Here is a 16,982-nt window from a genome sequence, read left to right as displayed (position 1 = left end):
CTTAAGGTGTTATTTTTGGGAGATTAATCTTCGTGCACGTCAAATTCGCGGTCGAGCTTGTTCATCAGCCATACATAGATAAAGATGATGATCACAAACACATAAATAGAGCCCTGCTGCGCAAACCAGAAGCCCAGCTTGAAGCCACCCAGTCGGAACTGGTTGAGCTCGTCGACGAGCAAAATGCCGAAGACATAGGACACGGTGAACCAAAGGCCCAATAGCGTCAGGAGGATGCGCACATTGCGCTGCCAGTACTCCTGCATTCTGTTCTTGTTATTTTCCATGGGTATAGCGATTTGTTTTTTGAGGTTCTGTTACAAGTAGATCATGGCCTGCAAGGTGATTTCCGGACGGTACTTCAGGTTGTCCGGGTTCGTGAAGTCTGGCCGGTTGCGGTAGTTGAGCGTGAGTTTGGAGTGATGTCCTTCCAGAAAAAGGTTGGCGCCCAGGTCGAGCACTTTCACAGGCACTTTCTCGCCACGGCTGTTCTGAACGCCGTCTAAGCTGCCATAGCTGTAAGCGGCGTAGGGCTGGAGACGGGCTTTCTCAGTGATTAAATCTTTAGGAAGCAGATAACCCGCCTGTCCGTAGAGGATGTCGCCGGTACCGATGGTCGGGAAAGCATTGCCGCGCAGTGCGCCACCGCCCTGTGCAGGATTCATGATACCGATGTTGCGCACGTTGTCTCTACCGAAGTCGTAGTTGTAGTACACGCCGTAGGCTGTCAGGGCTGTGTTGGTTTCGGTATTAAGCGGCAGATCCAAAAAAGCATCCACACCAAACAGGTTGATGTTTTCTTTTTCAACAATGAAACCATTGATGGTATTCTGCTCGCGCCACATGCCGTCTTTGTTGTGCAGGAAGCCCGCCCCGATGTTGAATACGCGCTTGCTGCCCAGGTAGGTGCCCACCATAAATGGCAAGAGGTTCGACTCCTGCTCCAGGAACTGCCAGTTAAAATAGCCCTGGTATACCTTATTGTTGTTCTGTGGATTGTAGTTGGCTGCCGGGCCGATAGCCTGTGCAGTGTTGGTCAGGAAAGGATCATTCACAGCCATGCGGTAGTCCAGTTTGCCGAGCTTGCCTTTGGCATACACGCCCAGCATACGGGCGAACTGGTCGGCGGCATCGATAGTGGCCCAGTTGAAGATCGGTGCGTCGATGGCCATGAAGTTGAGCGTACTGGCGTTGGTACTGCGCGAGATACCGTTCCAGTAATGAAGGCCCGCCCCGATGGAAAGTGCCTTGTCGAACACCTTATATTCTGTCCAGGCATCGTGAATGAAGATCTGCGGCTTCTTGCCATCCAGAGTCGGGTTTACACCGCCACTAACCGCGTTTTGGTTATTGATACCAAAGTGCAGGAGTACCAGGAAACGGGGGGAAATCTGCGAATAGGTCAGGAAACGGGAGCGGCGCAAACCGAAGTCGAGGGTATTGTCCACGGGTTCACCGTTGCGAATAGTGCCCGAGTTGTGCTCGTTGTATCGGACCCACACCTGGTGCCAGGTGATGAAACGGATATACTTGGAGCCGTCTTCGTTCACAGGTATTTTTATACCCGCGCCATACTCTGTGGAGCCTTGTGCAGACGCACCTCTTCCTGCGCAGCAAAGCACCAGCCCTGCCGCTACATATAGTAACAGTTTTTTCATTTTGGAATACTAAATGTTAAGGTGAAGAGAGGTCAGCTGTTTCCCCGAATTCTTTATCTATTTTAAGGAAGATTTATGAAAAAGGGTAAAGAGGTGTATATATTTGGTAAGTTGGTATACACAGGTATAGAAATGGGCTTTTTCAGGGAATCCTGAGGTACGGCTATACCTGTTTTTTTTAAAGATAGAGGGTTTGGTGTCAGCGCAGCTGTGGTTCTGCATAGGGATAGTTGGGGGCAGGCGTAGCGGTAGCCTCTTAGATATAGCAACCTGTGCTGTTCTATAGCTTCGCCTGTGCGGCGGGCACTTACTTTTTTCCTTGATGAAAAAAGTAAGCAAAAAAATCAAGACGATTTTAAACTCGCTGACCGCTCAAACACAAAATCGTCGAAAGTGCACTTGGCTGATGCTGTTTGTTTCATTGCCAGCGGGGCAAGTTAGTCTTGCTATACCTGTCAGTGGTCTGCGACAGAAACGACGAAGCTTATACCTGTAAAGTAGTAGTGGCAGAAGCTCCCCTCCTTGGATAAGGAGGAGTAGGGGTGGTTGGACCCGGTACTGCAAAGGAACTACTGAAACTACAACACTATACCTTAAAACGACAGCAGAAAATCCCTTCTTGAGAGGAGCAGGGGTGTGTTAATCGTGCACTAGCAGCGGGGCGCCAGCCGATTGTTAGACCCACCCACCAGTAGCGAGCGAGATTGAGGATAATGGCACTTATCACACCAAAAAAACCAACAATTTAACCTTCAGCAATTTAACAATCCAATCAATCCTTAAACCGCTTCCATTTGATCATCATGTACTTGTCACCAAGTTCCGTGATCATCATGCCGGCCCCTTTCAGATTGGCGCTGTTCTTCATGTGTTCGACCAGTTCGGCGTGGTTCAGGATCTTGTAGGTCGGGTGGTACTCGGTTTGCTCGGGCGCCTTTATTTTATACTTGCGCACCCAGTTCATAATCGAAACGTGGCTTACGCCCAGGATCCGTTCAATCTCGCGGTAGCTGATGCCCTCAATGTAGAGTTGCAGCGCTTTGGTCACGTAATAGCTGTCGATCCCCTTGCCGAGCTTGTTCACTGTGAAGTAATAGCTGCACTTTTTACAGCGATAACGCTGCCTGTCGTTGATGATGCCGCTTTTCACGACCTCCAAAGCACTGCAACGCGGACACAGGGGATTCTTCATAACATACTAAGGTATAGCGGCTTTCAGCATTAGCTATACCAATTTAGCATAACTATATTAATTTAGCAAATTATGCATAAAGTATATATTTTTAAGTATCAGTCGGTTAGAACAAAATCGCAAAAGTCTCTTTATATTTTATAACAATCACTTCTAGGTATAGCCATACCTGCGCATGGATAATCAAAAAAGCCCTCCTGGAATGGGAGGGCTTTTTTGATGATTTGGATATAATTAGGTTTGTGCTGCAAGGGCTACTTATGCCTCTATATCTCTTACCGACACCATTACTTCGTTAAATTCGTCGGTGTTGTTCAGGAACCAGACAATTTTGCGACCCACCTCTTCCGGTGAGGCCAATTCCCCTTGTTCTTTGTAATCACGGAAGCGCTGCACGTTACTGAATTTCTGCGCGTCGCTCTCCCGGATGTGCTCCTGCATGGCAGTGTCCACCACGCCCGGCGATAAGGAGAATACCCGCACTCCTGAGGCACGCACGTTCTGCTCCTGCTGCACCGTCTGCGACAGCATATCAATCGCCGCCTTGGAAGCGCAGTAGCTGGCCCAGCCGTCGATCGGGTATTTGCCCGCCCCTGAGCTCACGTTCACAATCACTTTGGGCACTTGCAGCGGCCGGTATACCTGCAGAAAACTGTTCATCAGCATGGCCGGCACAATCACGTTCACGTCGAACACAAACTCAAAACGCTCGTTCGGCATGCCCTCGCCTACATAGCCAATTTCACCCAGCACACCGGCATTGTTGATCAGCACGAGTTTTTCGGCGTCGTTGTAAGGGACAAATACCTTATGCAGGTTGTGCTCCACGGCAGGTATATCCGAAAAGTCGAGGGGCTGGTGGCGGTAGTTTTTGTGCTGGATAGTGCTGTTGCGGCATACGCCAATCACAAAGTTGTTCTTGTCCTGCAGCAATTCCTCCGCAATGGCCTTGCCTATACCTTTGCTCGTTCCGGTGATAAAGTAGTAGTTCACAGTAGTTAGAAAGTTTAAAAGTTTGGAAGTTAGAAAGTGACACTTTTCGTTCCTAAAGTACGAAGGGGATATAAGATTTGGTTATACCTATACCTACTGGATGTGGTTTTTAAGAGCAAAAAGCTGATGCCTCTGCCTTTACAGAAACACCAGCTTTTCCTTTTCTCGAGTCACAGACTCGCTTTTATGTACCAGTCAGGGTTTAGCGCTTACGCCTTTATTGCGAGGACCGGCGCACGATTCGGACAAGTCGCGACCTGTCCCTACCAACTACACTTCCCAAACTCCTCAACTCTTAAACTCCTAAACTTAAAGAATATACTGGCTCAAATCCCGGTTCTTCACCATATCCGACAGCCTTTCGAGCACCATTTCGCGGTTGATCACGATGTGGGCGTTGGGGCCGATTTTGTCCGGCACGTCGAAAAGGATGTCGTTGAGCAGGCGGCTCATGACCGTGTGCAGACGGCGGGCACCGATGTTCTCTACTTCCGAATTTACTTCAAAAGCGATGGAGGCAATTTCATCCAGGGCTTCGTCGGCAAAACTCAGCTCTACGTTCTCTGCTCTCAGGAGTGCTTCGTATTGCTTGGTCAGGGCGTTTTTCGGGAACTTCAGAATCTGGTAGAAGTCCTCCTTGGTCAGGCTCTGCAACTCCACACGAATCGGGAAACGGCCCTGCAATTCAGGTATAAGATCCGACGGCTTGGCCACGTGGAACGCGCCGGCGGCGATGAACAGGATGTGATCGGTGTTGATGACGCCATACTTGGTGTTCACGGTAGAGCCTTCTACAATGGGCAAAAGGTCGCGCTGCACACCTTCGCGGCTCACGTCGGGACCACTGCCGCCTTTGCCGCTTGCGCTGGCTACTTTGTCAATCTCGTCGATAAAAATAACACCGGAGTTCTCGGCTTTAAAAATGGCCTCTTCCTTCACCTCGTCCATGTCGATCAACTTGGCAGCCTCCTCTTCCAGCAAGATTTTGCGGGCCTCGGCGATGCTCACTTTGCGTTTCTTGGTTTTCTTTGGCATCATGCCGCTGATCATCTCCTGGATGTTCATCATGGAAGCCTCGTCCATGCCCGGCCCCATCACGCCCATGCCCGGCATAGCGCTCTGCTGCACCCGGATCTCGATTTTGCGATCCTCCAACTCGCCGTTGCGGATCTTCTCTCTGAATTTCTCGCGGGTGCGCTCGTTCAGTTCGTAATCGTTGTCGGGCATGCCGTTTGGCTCGGAGGTGCTCGAAAAACTCGGCGTTGCGCGGCCACCCTGGATAGGCGGGATCAGCGCATCGAGAATGATGTCTTCCACCACCTCAGCTGCTTTCTGCTTTACCTCCTCTTTCTTCTTTGTCTTCACCATGTTCACCGACTGCTCCACCAGGTCGCGCACCATGCTTTCCACATCGCGACCCACGTAGCCTACCTCCGTAAATTTGGAAGCCTCCACTTTGGTGAAAGGGGCATCGGCAATCTTGGCCAGGCGGCGGGCGATCTCGGTTTTACCAACGCCGGTCGCACCGATCATCAGGATGTTATTGGGCACGATCTCGCGGCGAATGCTTTCGTCGGCATTCATGCGGCGCCAGCGGTTGCGCAGCGCAATGGCCACGTTACGCTTGGCGTCCTGCTGCCCAATAATATATTTATCCAGCTCCGCCACAATCTGGGCTGGTGTTAAATGCTCAATTGAATCTAACATTTTCGATATTTAAAATTTACAAAACCGGCCACTCCATACAAAGTACAGACTGCCTTATTCTTTACTTCTACGTTTCAGAAACGTGTCAGTGCGGAGGTTGACATCATGCGTGCCGCCCGACCGAAGGAAGTCACCTTCTCATCGAGCTTCTTTTCCTCTTCTACTTCGTTGCCGTTGGCACCCAGGTATACAACGTCAAAATTGTGCAGGTGGTGTGCCTTAAGCGACAAACGATCCGGCATATGCGCTGCCCTGTAGCTCGCGCCTACTGCTCCTTAAAGGGCATGGGCTGCCAGCCGGCTCCCGCCAAGGTGCGCACCTGATCGTCCATAGCTTTGAAAGCTATACCTGTGCTTGAACTGAAAGCTCAGAAACAAGGCAAGCAACAGGGGCAACCCGATTCGCTTTTAAATATTCATCCCTTTGACATCCTCCGACACCGTCAGATTAAGCGGGTGCTTTACCTTCTGTTTGAGCAAAGCAATCTGCACCACGTCATCCACACGGTCTACATAGTGAATGTGCAAGCCTTTGATGTACTGATCCGGTATCTCGGTGATGTCTTTCCGGTTCTTCTGGCACAGAATCACATCCGTTATACCTGCCCGCTTAGCGGCCAGGATCTTCTCTTTTATACCGCCCACCGGCAGCACTTTGCCGCGTAGCGTGATCTCACCCGTCATGGCCAGGCGCGACTTCACTTTGCGTTGCGTGAACACCGAAGCGATGGAGGTAAAGATGGCTATACCTGCCGACGGCCCGTCTTTCGGCACAGCGCCCTCCGGAAAGTGGATGTGCAGGTCGTACTGGTCGAACAGGCGGTAGTCGATGTCCAACAACTCGGCGTGGGCTTTCAGGTATGAGATGGCCGTCATCGCTGACTCTTTCATCACATCGCCCAACTGGCCCGATAGCGTCAGTTTGCCTTTGCCTTTGCTCAGGATGGACTCAATAAACAAGATATCGCCGCCCACCGAGGTCCAGGCCAGGCCTGTCACCACACCGGCTGTGTCGATGTCCTGGTAGATTTCCTTGTCGAACGTCTCTGGTCCGAGAATTTTTACGACGTCTTCCGGTTTGATGGACGGGGTATACTTCTCCTCCATCGCCTTCTGCTTGGCCGTGTTGCGCACCAGTTGCCCGATCTTACGCTCCAGACTGCGCACACCCGACTCGCGGGTATAGTCGTCGATTACTTTCTGCAGCGTGGCCTTCGACATTTTCACGTCTTCTTCCTCCAAACCGTGCTCGCTCACCTGCTTCGGCACGAGGTGTCGCTTCGCGATCTCGGTCTTTTCTTCCAAGGTATAGCCGGTCAGCTCGATGATCTCCATTCGGTCGCGCAGGGCAGGCTGAATGGTATCCAGCGAGTTAGCCGTGGCAATGAAGAGCACCTTCGAGAGGTCGTATTCCACGTCCAAATAATTGTCCATGAAGGTATGGTTCTGCTCCGGGTCCAGCACCTCGAGCAAAGCCGAAGAAGGGTCGCCACGGAAGTCGGACGCCAGCTTGTCGATCTCGTCGAGGATAATGACTGGGTTGGAAGAGCCTACTTTTTTGATCTGGCTGATGATCTTGCCCGGCATGGCGCCCACATAGGTACGGCGGTGCCCGCGGATCTCGGCTTCGTCGCGCACGCCTCCCAGTGACATTCTGACATATTTACGACCCAACGCCGTGGCAATGGAGCGCCCCAGTGAAGTTTTACCCACACCCGGAGGGCCATAGAGGCACAGAATCGGCGCTTTCATGTCCTTTTTCAGCTTGAGCACGGCCAGGTACTCGATGATGCGCTCCTTTACCTTCTCCAGACCGTAATGGTCGGCGTCGAGTATCTTTTTGGTGCGCTTCAGGTTGAAGTTATCCTTGGTGGTTTCGTTCCAGGGCAAATCGAGCAGAAACTCCAGGTAGTTGACCGCCACCGGGTACTCGGCTGCCTGCGGATTAAGACGGGCCAGTCGCTCGATTTCTTTGTTGAAATGCTTGGCAACCTGCTCCGGCCACTTCTTTTTCATGGCACGCTCGCGGAATCGCTCGATCTCCTGATCGGGTCCCTCCTGTCCCAGTTCATCCTGCAACACCTTGATCTGCTGGCGCAAAAAGTAGTCGCGCTGCTGCTGGTCGATGTCGGTGTGTACTTTGGTGTGTATCTCCTGCTTGAGCTCCAGCAACTGGATCTCGCGCAGCATGATCTCAAGCAGTTGTGTGCCGCGCTCCACGCCGTCGTTCACTTCCAGCAGCTTCTGTTTCTGCGCCACATCCACGTTCAGGTTGCTGGACAGAAAGTGCGTCAGGAAACTCGGGCTGTCAATGTTATCAAGGGCAACTTGCGCCTCCTGTGGTATTTCAGGGTTAAGCTTCAGCATCTTGGCGGCCGCGTCTTTCAGCGAGTGCACCAGGGCCTTTACCTCTTTGCTCTTTTTGTTCGGGAAAGTGTCTTTGCAGTAACTCACCTTCGCCGACAGGTAGGGCTCTTCCTGCGTTACTTCGTCAATCTGGAAACGGCTCTGCCCCTGAATGATGATGGTGGTGTTGCCATCGGGCAGTACCAGCATTTTCAGGATCTTGGCCATGGTGCCAATGCTGTAAAGGTCCTCGGCAGACGGGTCGTCGCTGTTGGTGTTGCGCTGCGCCACCACCCCGACGATCTTGTCGCCTTTATGGGCTTTGCGCACGAGGCGCACTGATTTTTTGCGGCTAACGGTAATAGGCAATACCACACCCGGAAACAATACTGTGTTGCGCACCGCCAGCAGAGGCAGTTCGTCCGGCATGTCTTCCGGAAGCATTTCTTCGTCAGGGTCTGTGGTGATTACCGGAATCAGATCGTCGCTATCATCTACCGACATGTTTCCGATTAAAAGATGGTTGAGAAAGTTCTCCAGTGTATAGTTCATAGATTGTATCAGTGCCAAATTGACATAAAGATAACGGAAAACTGCTTTATGTCTGTGGAGTGTATTATTGTCAAGACTTGTGCCAAGTGCTGCAGCCTGCCTAAATTGTCGCACCAACAGCAGCATTGGCACTTCTTCCCAAAATATAAGGGATTATTAATAAATCGTTTCAGAACATAGGCTAAAAAATAATATCTTTGGTTTCAGGTATCATGCTCTGTGCCGATGAAACGACTTAACGCCCCTGTTATCTTCCTGCTGCTCTTGCTGGCCCCGCTCCTGTGCCTGGGTCAGCTGAAGCATACACCCCTGCAGGACGGGCCTGACGTGAAGGTGAAGAAAAAGGCTCCGAACCAGGAAATGCACCTGGACTTCCCGAACCTGAACCGGATCGCACATTACAAGGACTCCAAGAAACTGTCGGAGATTCAGCGCCTGGAAAGACGCAAACAGTACGGGCAGGCCCTTAAGCTGCTGGAGGGCTACGTGCGCAATTTCGGCATACAGAACTTCTATAAAGACACCAACCTGCTATGGAGGCTGGGCCAGCTGTATGAGCGCCAGGGCATGATGAACCAGGCCATGGAGGTATACCGCCTCGTACTCAAGCACCACCGCTCCGACATCCGCCAGGTACAGTCCTACTACGACTCGCTGGAGCAGAACACCAAGGATTACTATGTGCCGCTGAGCTACTACTACGAACTGGTGGAGTACCGCAAGTCCATCTCGACCTACCAGCCGCCGCGCGGGGTATACCTGAACATGGGCAACACCATCAACTCTATTTACGAAGACTACGGCCCTACCCTCAACGCCGACAACAGTACGCTTATATTCACCTCCAAGCGCACTTTTCAAGGTATAGAGAGCAAGCCGAACGAGGATCTGTACTACTCCCATAACAGCAACGGCTACTGGACCGAGGCGCAGTCGTTTGGCAAGCCCATCAACAGCATTTACAACGAAGGCTCTGCCACCCTCACCCGCGACGGCAAGACGCTCTTCTTCGCCCGCTGCGAATCGCCGGACGGCTTTGGCAACTGTGACCTGTACAAGGCAAGCCTGCAGCCCGACGGCAGCTGGCACGAGATCGAGAACCTGGGTCCGAATGTGAACAGCCCGTCCTGGGACTCACAGCCGACCCTTTCGCCTAACGAGGACACGCTCTACTTCGCCTCCGACCGTCTGGGTGGCTTCGGCTTGTCTGATATCTATTACACGCACAAACTGAAGAACGGACAGTGGGCGAAAGCGCAGAACATGGGTCCGATCATCAACACCCGTCAGAGTGAGGTGAGCCCTTTCTACCACCCCAAGTACAAGGTACTTTACTTCAGTTCCCGCGGGCAGCTGTTCAATTTCGGTGATTTTGACATCTACAAGACTTACCTGGTGGGCAACAAGTGGCAGGAGCCGCGCAACATCGGTCCGCTCGTGAACGGGCGGGGCAGCGAGTACTATTTCACCATCGATTCGCAATCGCAGAACCTGTATTACGCCCGCTCCGAAGAAAGCGACCTCAAAAACCTGGACCTCTTCTCTTTCCCACTACCGATGGAAGCCCACCCGCTGGCCGTCACCAAAGTGGAAGGCATCTTGCGCGACTCGGTATCCAACAAACCGCTTTCAGGCATCATCTCCATCATCGACCTGGACAATGGCATCGAGATCTCGTCCAAGTACATCCGGCCGGACGGCTCGTTTGCCTTTCACCTGATCGACAACGCCCGCTACATGATGATCATTCAAAGTCCGGACTTCTTCACGATTGAGCGGGAACTGGCGCTGCAGCAGGACACGTCGCTGCAGATCATGACCCGGGTAATTGACCACAACATACCGATCGTGTTCAGTAACATTGAGTTTGAGCCGAATGAGTCGAATATTACGGAAGAGATGCACCCGGTTCTGGACGAAGTAGCTTACTTCCTGGTGGAAAATCCGGGATTTCGGCTGGAGATTGCGGGCCATACCGACAGTGCCGGCGACCCTGAGTTTAACCAGATCCTGTCGAAAGACCGCGCCGATGCCATCCTACAGTACATCCAGCACAAAGTGCGGTTAGAGGATGGCCGCATCGATGCCTATGGCTACGGAAGCAGCAAACCACTGCGTGAAGAAAAGACAGAAGAAGACCGCCGCATTAACCGCCGCGTGGAATTCAGATTGATAAAACCAGTACTGCAAGGGCGAGGTATAGGAAGATAGGCTCCTGTTCCAGACAGCGTAGACAGTGTCAGGACAAAGGAAATTTTGACAAAGGACAAAAGACTACTTATACCTACTCCATGCCGTTTACAGCCGCCCACCCTGCCGCTATATTGCCCCTGCTGCGCAACAGGCGCTGGTTTTCGGCCACCGGCTTGGTTGCGGGCAGTATAGCGCCGGATTTCCAGTATTTCCTACTTTTCCCTTTTCTCGACCAAAGTGGCCATACCCTGTCGGGTTTGCTGTACTTTAACCTGCCTGTTGCGCTGGTCATCGCAACCGTTTTTCACCTGCTCGTCCGTCGACCTGCTGTAGACCACCTACCGGATTGGTTTAAAAGCCGTGCTTTGGCAGTGCCGCAACTCAACTGGCTGGCCTACCTAAAAAAACGTTGGCTGGCCTTTGCCTTCTCCGTCATCCTGGGCGCTTTCACACATATCTTTTGGGATTCCTTCATGCACGAATCAGGCTATTTTGTGCAGCAGTGGTCTGTGCTCGAAAGTATGGTGCACGTGATGGGATATGAAATCATGCTCTGCCGCGCCCTACAGCACAGCAGCACCTTAGTGGGTTTTCTACTAATACTGGCCTATACCTGGCGCCAGCCAACTGTGTCTGTACCCGATTCTATACCCACGCAGCAAAAGCTATTCTTCTGGGCATGTATAGGTATAGCAGGTATAACCTTTATGGGCTACGCCCTGTATGCGAGCTCCTTTATGCGCTCCCCGATGGGAATAGTCGTCTCGTTCCTGACTGGCTCTATGATGGGGACCATTGCCGTGAGCACAGCTTTAAAGCTAAGCTGGCTCAGGAAATAAAATTAAGGATCGTTTACTTCTGGGCTTGCGGCAGGTCGGCCAGCACACGCTTGGCCATGTTCGGCATGTTGTCGCTCACAATGCGCTGCACGTCGTTCATGTTCGACTGGTATGGCACCTTCACCTTGTTGCCCGACACCAGCTCGCCCTGGCTGTTGTAGATAGAGTAGTGCACCAGGAAGTCGCGCTCGTAGTTCCAGGTCGCGCGGTCCAGGCAGTTTTCGTAATTTGTCTTTACCTCAAACTGGTTGATGAACACGTAGTAGTCGATGCCGTACTGGCCGTTGAAGTGCGAGAAGAATTTGGGGTCCTTCACCTTCACGCCGAAGTGCTTGTTCTCGTCCTGCGCTACAGGTACGGTGGCCGGTTGTCCGCCTTTGATGTTCAGGTCGTTCTTTTTTCGTTTCACCCAGTCCAGTGCGTTTTCACGCTCCTTGGATTTTATGGTAGGCTGGTGGTTGTAGCGCGACTGCTTGTTGTCCTGATAGCCGTAGCTCAGCGATCGGTATAAGGTGCTCAGCTCGCTCACGCTGTCGCGGTAGACGCCGCCCAACAGGTTGATGGTCTCGTAGCCTTCCGGTGCCAGCAGGGCGTTCAGTCTGCCGCGGAACACATGGCGCACGTTCTGGCGCGGTATTTTGGAATGACGGGCTATTTCGTCGTCAGCGTCAGAAAAGTACAGGTATGGGTCGAAGGGCACCACCAGGATGCGCTGCTTTTCCTTACTCTCCAGCGTGGGCAGTGTAGAGGCTGCAGCCGAGGTACTGACCTGTGTGCGGGCCGGTCCCGTTGTGTTGGTTGCACTGACAGCTTTCGCTGATTGTGCAGGTGGTGTGGTAGCTGGTCTGGCAGTTTGAGGTTCAGCCTTTGCTGTGGCAGGTTGCTTGGCTGGGGTAGTTTGCTTAGCCGGTGTTTGAGCCGTGGTGCCCGCTGGTTGTTTTGAGACAGCAGCCGGTGTTTTGGCTGCGCTGGTTTGCTGCCCTGTGGCTGCAGCCGTCTTGGCAGCTACAGCATTTCCCTTGGCGCCACGGCGCGTCAGGTATAGCGTCTGACCCATTTGCAACTGCGTGCCGTTCCACTTCTGCAGTGAATCGAGCGGAATGCTGAACCGGCGCGACAGGCTGTAATAGGTATCGCCTTGCTGCACCAGGTAGGTAGTGTCAGCTGCGGCGGACTGCCCAGGTATAGAAAAAGCCGATGCTACTGGTGTAGCACCGGCTTGATTAAATGCAAATAAAACAAATAGAATGGCTACAGTTAAGGCGCACTTCACGACGGCTCTCATAAACGAATCTTTGGTTAGAAGATTATCTTGAATACATCGTTAAATATAGCAAAAGCCATTAAGCCTAACAATAAAACCATGCCCACTTTTTGGGCGTTCTCTAAAAAGTTATCAGATGGCTTGCGCCCGCTGATCATTTCGTATGTTAAAAATACCACATGGCCGCCATCCAGCGCCGGAATCGGCAGGAAGTTCATAAAGGCCAGCACCATCGACAGCATTCCGGTGATTGACCAGAACTTGTACCAGTTGAAGGTGTCGCCGAAAATCTGGGCGATACCGATTGGTCCGCTCAACGACTTAGAAGCCGACACCTCGCCTCTGAATATTTTACCAAAACCCTTGAGGTTCGCCGTGATCACGCCAAAGGCCTGGTTGGTGCCCAGAGGTATGGATTCGCCCAGGCTGTAGTCGCGGGTGGCATACTCTAAAAGCGGCTTCTGGTAAAAGCCAAGCGTTGCGTCTTCGTTTACAGTAGCGTTCAGGGTCACCAGTTCGTTATCGCGCTCCACCCCTATGGTTACCGGCTTGCCGGCATACTTCTGCAAAACAGCCTGAATATCATTGAAGAACTTGATGCTTTCGCCATTAACCGTCCGGATGTAGTCTCCGGCCTGCAGGCCAGCTTTTGAGGCCGGACTGTTGGGTGCAACCTCACCCACTACAAAAGGAACCCGCGGCTGCACAAACAGCATACGCTCTTTGTTGTCGGCCATGCGGTCCATAAAGTCCACCGGAATAGGGATATTAACCTGCTCGCCGTTGCGCTCTACTGTGTAGTATGAGTCGCGGCCCAGGAGCATATCCATCGAGTACACGTCTTCAAACTTCTCAAGCGGTTTGCCATTGAGGGCTACGATTTTGTCACCAGCCTGAAAGCCCAGGTCCTGGCCCATTTCGTTTGGCTGCACGCCATACTTCACTTCGCTGGCCGGCAGGTATGTTTCGCCGTAGTGGTAGTTGAGGGCGATAAAAATCACGATGCCTGTGATCACGTTCACGATAATGCCGCCCATCATCACGATCAGGCGCTGCCAGGCTGGCTTGGCCCTAAACTCATAAGGCTCCGGATCTTTCTGAAGCGCCTCCGTGTCCAGCGACTCGTCCACCATGCCTGATATCTTCACGAAACCACCAAGCGGAATCAGGCCAAGCATGTACTCTGTCTCGCCTATCTTCTTGCTAAATATCTTGGGGGGAAATCCAATCGCATACTTCTCTACCCGCATGCCAAACCATTTGGCAGTCAACATGTGTCCCAGCTCGTGCAATCCAACTAGTATTGTCAGGCCCAATATGAGCTGGCCCACCATTATTAAAATATCCATTTAAAAGAAATAAATTTAGAATCGATGATCTTGACAAAAAAATTAACGCCCGATGGCAACACTTAGAGGCTTAGCTTGCCAGCCATTCTTGCGGCGTAATCGCGTGTCTCTCTGTCTGTTGTAACATAATCCTCATAAGAAGGATTCGCAATATACGCAACTTTCGCCATACTGTATTCGATGATATCGGACATCTCCAGGAAGCCCACCTCCTCGCGCAGGAAGGCGGCTACGGCTACTTCGTTGGCCGCATTGAGGATGCAGGGCATATTGCCGCCCCGCTCCATGGCATCAAAGGCCAGCTGCAGATTGCGGAAAGTCTCCAGGTCGGGCTGCTCGAAAGTGAGCTGCGGGTAGTCCATAAAGTTGAAGCGCGGATAGTCGGACTTGAGTCGGTTCGGGTAGCCCAGCGCATACTGGATCGGCAGTTTCATGTCCGGCAAGCCAAGCTGCGCCTTGATGGAGCCGTCCTCGAACTGCACCAGCGAGTGAACGATGGATTGCGGATGCACCACCACTTCGATCTGGTTGTTCTTCAGACCGAAAAGCCACTTGGCCTCGATCACCTCCAGACCTTTGTTCATGAGCGAAGCCGAGTCGATGGTGATCTTGGCGCCCATTTCCCAGTTCGGGTGCTTGAGCGCCTGTGCCCGGGTCACCTGGCGCAGTTCGTCCGCTTTGCGGCCTCGGAAGGGACCACCTGAAGCGGTGAGGATGATCTTCTCAATCGGGTTGTGAAACTCACCGGCCAGACACTGGAAAATAGCGCTGTGCTCGGAGTCCACCGGGTAGATGTTCACGCCCTGCTGCCGGGCCAGTTCGGTAACCAGCTGTCCGGCCACCACCAGGGTTTCTTTGTTAGCAAGGGCAATCTCCTTACCGGCTTTGATGGCGCGGATGGTGGGTTGCAGTCCGGCGTAGCCGACCATGGCAGTCAGCACCATGTCCACAGTGCCCATCTCTACCACCGAGTTGAGCGCGTTTGCTCCGGCGTATACCTTGATGGCCTCGTGCTGCAGGGCATCGCGCACCTGTTCGTACAGCGCCTCGTTGGCGATCACGACCGCATTCGGCTTAAAAGCCAGCGCCTGCGCGATCAGCAGATCGGCGTTGTGGTTGGCGGTGATCACCTCCAACTCAAAACTATCGGGATTGGCCCCGATCACTTCCAGGGCCTGTGTGCCGATGGAGCCTGTGGAGCCAAGTATAGCAATTCGTTTCATTAATTCTTGTTAGTGTTAAGTGCGTCTGCCGACTCGATCAGGCCTTCGGCCAGTTTGCGGTCGTTGCTCAGGCGCGGCACTTTGTTCTGTCCTCCCAGCTTGCCCTGCGACTTCATGTAGTGGCGGAACGTGCCCTGCGGCAGCGCCCTGATCTTCAGGTCGGCCAAAATGCGGCCTGTGATCAGGTCGTCGTAATAGGTATTCAATTTCTGCAGTTGCGCGTTCAGTTCTTTTGCAAATGCCTCCTCGTTGGCGGGCGCTATGGAAAACTCCACCAGCCACTCATGGAAAGACTGCCCCTTGTCCTGACTCACGTAGGGGGCCACCGTAAACTCCACCAGTTCCACCATCGGGTACTTCTGCATGGTGCGCTGCATCGCCTTTTCCACCTCCTCGCCTATCACGTGCTCGCCAAAGGCAGAAATGTAATGCTTGATGCGACCGCTCACGATCAGCTTGTAAGGCTTCACGGATGTAAACTTCACGGTGTCGCCAATAGAATAGCCCCATAGCCCGGCATTGCTGCTAACGACCAGCGCATAGTTCACACCAACCTCCACTTCGCCAATTGTCAGGCGGGTCGGCTTCTCGTTGAAGTACTCGTCTGTAGGTATAAACTCAAAGAAGATACCCGAGTTCAGCAAGAGCAACAGGCCCCTGTCGTGCTGCTCGTTCTGGTAGGCGAAAAACCCTTCAGAGGCCGGAAATGTTTCAACGGAATCTACTTCGCGCCCGATCGACTCGAACAGTTTTTTGCGGTAAGGCTCAAAATTCACGCCACCATACACAAACAGGGAAAAATTCGGGAAAATATCCTTGATCTGCTTGCCCGTCTGCTGCATCAGTTTGTCGAAGTACATCTGCACCCAGGGCGGTATACCCGAGATGAGCGTCATGTTTTCGTCGATCGTCTCCTCGATGATCTGGTCGAGCTTGGTCTCCCAGTCTTCGATGCAGTTGGTCTCGTAGCTGGGCAGCTGGTTGGTGCGCAGGTAGCCTGGCACGTGGTGGTTGGCGATGCCCGACAAGCGGCCGGTGTGGATGCCCCCCACCTGCTCCAGCACCGGACTACCCGACAGGAAGATCATCTTCCCATCCAGAAAGCTGGAGTTGCCCGTCTCGTGAATGTAGGAAAGCAGCGCGTCTTTCGCGCCGTTGATGTGGTTGGGGATGGAGTCTTTGGTAATGGGGATGTACTTGGTACCGGAAGTGGTGCCGGATGTTTTGGCCAGGTAGAGCGGTTTGCCCGGCCACAGGATGTTCTGCTCCCCTTCTTTTACGCGGTTGAAGTATGCGACAAGGCCCTCGTAGTCGCGTACGGGTACGGCTTCCACAAAGTCGGCGTGGGTCTTTATTTCAGAAAAATGATGGTCACGGCCAAAGGCGGTGTGCTGCGCTGTTTTGATGATACTTTCAAAAACACTCTGTTGCGCCTCTACCGGGTTTTGTATCCAGGACTGGTGTTTTTTGTGCACGTAAGCAGCTAGCGGCTTACTGAGCCATGCTTTCACACCCATATGGTTTTTCTTTTTTTAGAGGGGTAAATATAGCCAGATAAACGGGTTTTGTCCTAGTCGTTCGCCATGTTTTACCGCTCTCCTGTTTTTTAGGGCTAACAAAAAACGCACCTCCGTAGTTTATAGGTATTGTATTTATCTCAAAACCCA

The 16,982-nt window shown here is 52.6% G+C and carries 13 protein-coding genes; 2 read left to right on the top strand and 11 right to left on the bottom strand.

Annotated elements, in window-relative coordinates:
- Positions 1-23 precede the first annotated feature (23 nt).
- The 7 genes from IEV97_RS12585 to lon form a co-directional block, all read right to left on the bottom strand.
- On the bottom strand, positions 24-287 hold the full coding sequence (locus tag IEV97_RS12585) for a DUF4212 domain-containing protein (RefSeq protein WP_188501824.1): 264 nt from the start codon (positions 285-287) through the stop codon (positions 24-26).
- A gap of 30 nt (positions 288-317) precedes the next feature.
- A complete protein-coding gene (locus IEV97_RS12580; RefSeq protein WP_188501823.1) occupies positions 318-1,658 on the bottom strand; it encodes a hypothetical protein in 1,341 nt (446 codons plus the stop codon).
- Between the two features lie 772 nt (positions 1,659-2,430).
- Positions 2,431-2,850 (bottom strand): IS1/IS1595 family N-terminal zinc-binding domain-containing protein, encoded by a 420-nt coding sequence (locus tag IEV97_RS12575; protein ID WP_188501822.1) that lies wholly within the window; start codon positions 2,848-2,850, stop codon positions 2,431-2,433.
- Between the two features lie 258 nt (positions 2,851-3,108).
- Positions 3,109-3,843, bottom strand: a complete 735-nt coding sequence (locus tag IEV97_RS12570) for an SDR family NAD(P)-dependent oxidoreductase (RefSeq protein ID WP_188501821.1) — start codon at positions 3,841-3,843, stop codon at positions 3,109-3,111.
- Positions 3,844-4,152: 309 nt separating this feature from the next.
- Positions 4,153-5,550 (bottom strand): ATP-dependent protease ATPase subunit HslU, encoded by a 1,398-nt coding sequence (hslU, locus tag IEV97_RS12565; RefSeq protein ID WP_188501820.1) that lies wholly within the window; start codon positions 5,548-5,550, stop codon positions 4,153-4,155.
- 74 nt (positions 5,551-5,624) lie between these two features.
- Complete coding sequence (locus IEV97_RS12560; protein ID WP_188501819.1) at positions 5,625-5,792, bottom strand: hypothetical protein; 168 nt, start codon at positions 5,790-5,792, stop codon at positions 5,625-5,627.
- A gap of 165 nt (positions 5,793-5,957) precedes the next feature.
- A complete protein-coding gene (gene lon / locus IEV97_RS12555; protein ID WP_188501818.1) occupies positions 5,958-8,447 on the bottom strand; it encodes an endopeptidase La in 2,490 nt (829 codons plus the stop codon).
- A gap of 225 nt (positions 8,448-8,672) precedes the next feature.
- Between lon and IEV97_RS12550 the strand changes: the two genes are divergently transcribed.
- Together IEV97_RS12550 and IEV97_RS12545 are read left to right on the top strand one after the other, a co-directional pair.
- The gene (locus tag IEV97_RS12550) at positions 8,673-10,658 is read left to right on the top strand and encodes an OmpA family protein (RefSeq protein ID WP_188501817.1); all 1,986 of its coding nucleotides are present in this window, start codon (positions 8,673-8,675) and stop codon (positions 10,656-10,658) included.
- Positions 10,659-10,738: 80 nt separating this feature from the next.
- Positions 10,739-11,479: a DUF4184 family protein gene (locus tag IEV97_RS12545; protein WP_188501816.1), complete on the top strand. Its 741-nt coding sequence runs from the start codon at positions 10,739-10,741 to the stop codon at positions 11,477-11,479.
- 13 nt (positions 11,480-11,492) lie between these two features.
- On the opposite strand, the gene IEV97_RS12540 is transcribed toward IEV97_RS12545, so the two are convergent.
- The 4 genes from IEV97_RS12540 to IEV97_RS12525 form a co-directional block, all read right to left on the bottom strand.
- Positions 11,493-12,764 (bottom strand): LysM peptidoglycan-binding domain-containing protein, encoded by a 1,272-nt coding sequence (locus IEV97_RS12540; RefSeq protein WP_188501815.1) that lies wholly within the window; start codon positions 12,762-12,764, stop codon positions 11,493-11,495.
- 14 nt (positions 12,765-12,778) lie between these two features.
- Positions 12,779-14,092, bottom strand: a complete 1,314-nt coding sequence (rseP, locus tag IEV97_RS12535; protein ID WP_188501814.1) for an RIP metalloprotease RseP — start codon at positions 14,090-14,092, stop codon at positions 12,779-12,781.
- A 62-nt stretch (positions 14,093-14,154) separates the two neighbouring features.
- The gene (locus IEV97_RS12530) at positions 14,155-15,315 is read right to left on the bottom strand and encodes a 1-deoxy-D-xylulose-5-phosphate reductoisomerase (RefSeq protein WP_188501813.1); all 1,161 of its coding nucleotides are present in this window, start codon (positions 15,313-15,315) and stop codon (positions 14,155-14,157) included.
- Entirely contained in the window at positions 15,315-16,832 is a 1,518-nt protein-coding gene (locus tag IEV97_RS12525; RefSeq protein ID WP_188501812.1) for a GH3 auxin-responsive promoter family protein, read from the bottom strand. Before IEV97_RS12525 ends, IEV97_RS12530 begins: the two co-directional genes overlap by 1 nt.
- Positions 16,833-16,982 lie beyond the last annotated feature (150 nt).

Origin of the sequence: Pontibacter amylolyticus (assembly GCF_014638845.1) — a bacterium.
GTDB classification, from domain to species: domain Bacteria; phylum Bacteroidota; class Bacteroidia; order Cytophagales; family Hymenobacteraceae; genus Pontibacter; species Pontibacter amylolyticus.
The sequence above is the reverse complement of the archived record's forward strand: the minus strand, read 5'-3'. Positions and strand labels throughout refer to the sequence as shown.

Excerpts from the sequence above, each read along its gene's own strand:
- IEV97_RS12545 (WP_188501816.1), top strand. The coding sequence starts at position 10,739 with ATGCCGTTTACAGCCGCCCACCCTGCCGCTATATTGCCCCTGCTGCGC.
- IEV97_RS12585 (WP_188501824.1), bottom strand. The coding sequence starts at position 287 with ATGGAAAATAACAAGAACAGAATGCAGGAGTACTGGCAGCGCAATGTG.
- hslU (WP_188501820.1), bottom strand. The coding sequence starts at position 5,550 with ATGTTAGATTCAATTGAGCATTTAACACCAGCCCAGATTGTGGCGGAG.
- IEV97_RS12540 (WP_188501815.1), bottom strand. The coding sequence starts at position 12,764 with ATGAGAGCCGTCGTGAAGTGCGCCTTAACTGTAGCCATTCTATTTGTT.
- IEV97_RS12525 (WP_188501812.1), bottom strand. The coding sequence starts at position 16,832 with ATGGGTGTGAAAGCATGGCTCAGTAAGCCGCTAGCTGCTTACGTGCAC.
- IEV97_RS12560 (WP_188501819.1), bottom strand. The coding sequence starts at position 5,792 with ATGCCGGATCGTTTGTCGCTTAAGGCACACCACCTGCACAATTTTGAC.
- rseP (WP_188501814.1), bottom strand. The coding sequence starts at position 14,092 with ATGGATATTTTAATAATGGTGGGCCAGCTCATATTGGGCCTGACAATA.
- IEV97_RS12575 (WP_188501822.1), bottom strand. The coding sequence starts at position 2,850 with ATGAAGAATCCCCTGTGTCCGCGTTGCAGTGCTTTGGAGGTCGTGAAA.
- IEV97_RS12550 (WP_188501817.1), top strand. The coding sequence starts at position 8,673 with ATGAAACGACTTAACGCCCCTGTTATCTTCCTGCTGCTCTTGCTGGCC.
- lon (WP_188501818.1), bottom strand. The coding sequence starts at position 8,447 with ATGAACTATACACTGGAGAACTTTCTCAACCATCTTTTAATCGGAAAC.
- IEV97_RS12580 (WP_188501823.1), bottom strand. The coding sequence starts at position 1,658 with ATGAAAAAACTGTTACTATATGTAGCGGCAGGGCTGGTGCTTTGCTGC.
- IEV97_RS12530 (WP_188501813.1), bottom strand. The coding sequence starts at position 15,315 with ATGAAACGAATTGCTATACTTGGCTCCACAGGCTCCATCGGCACACAG.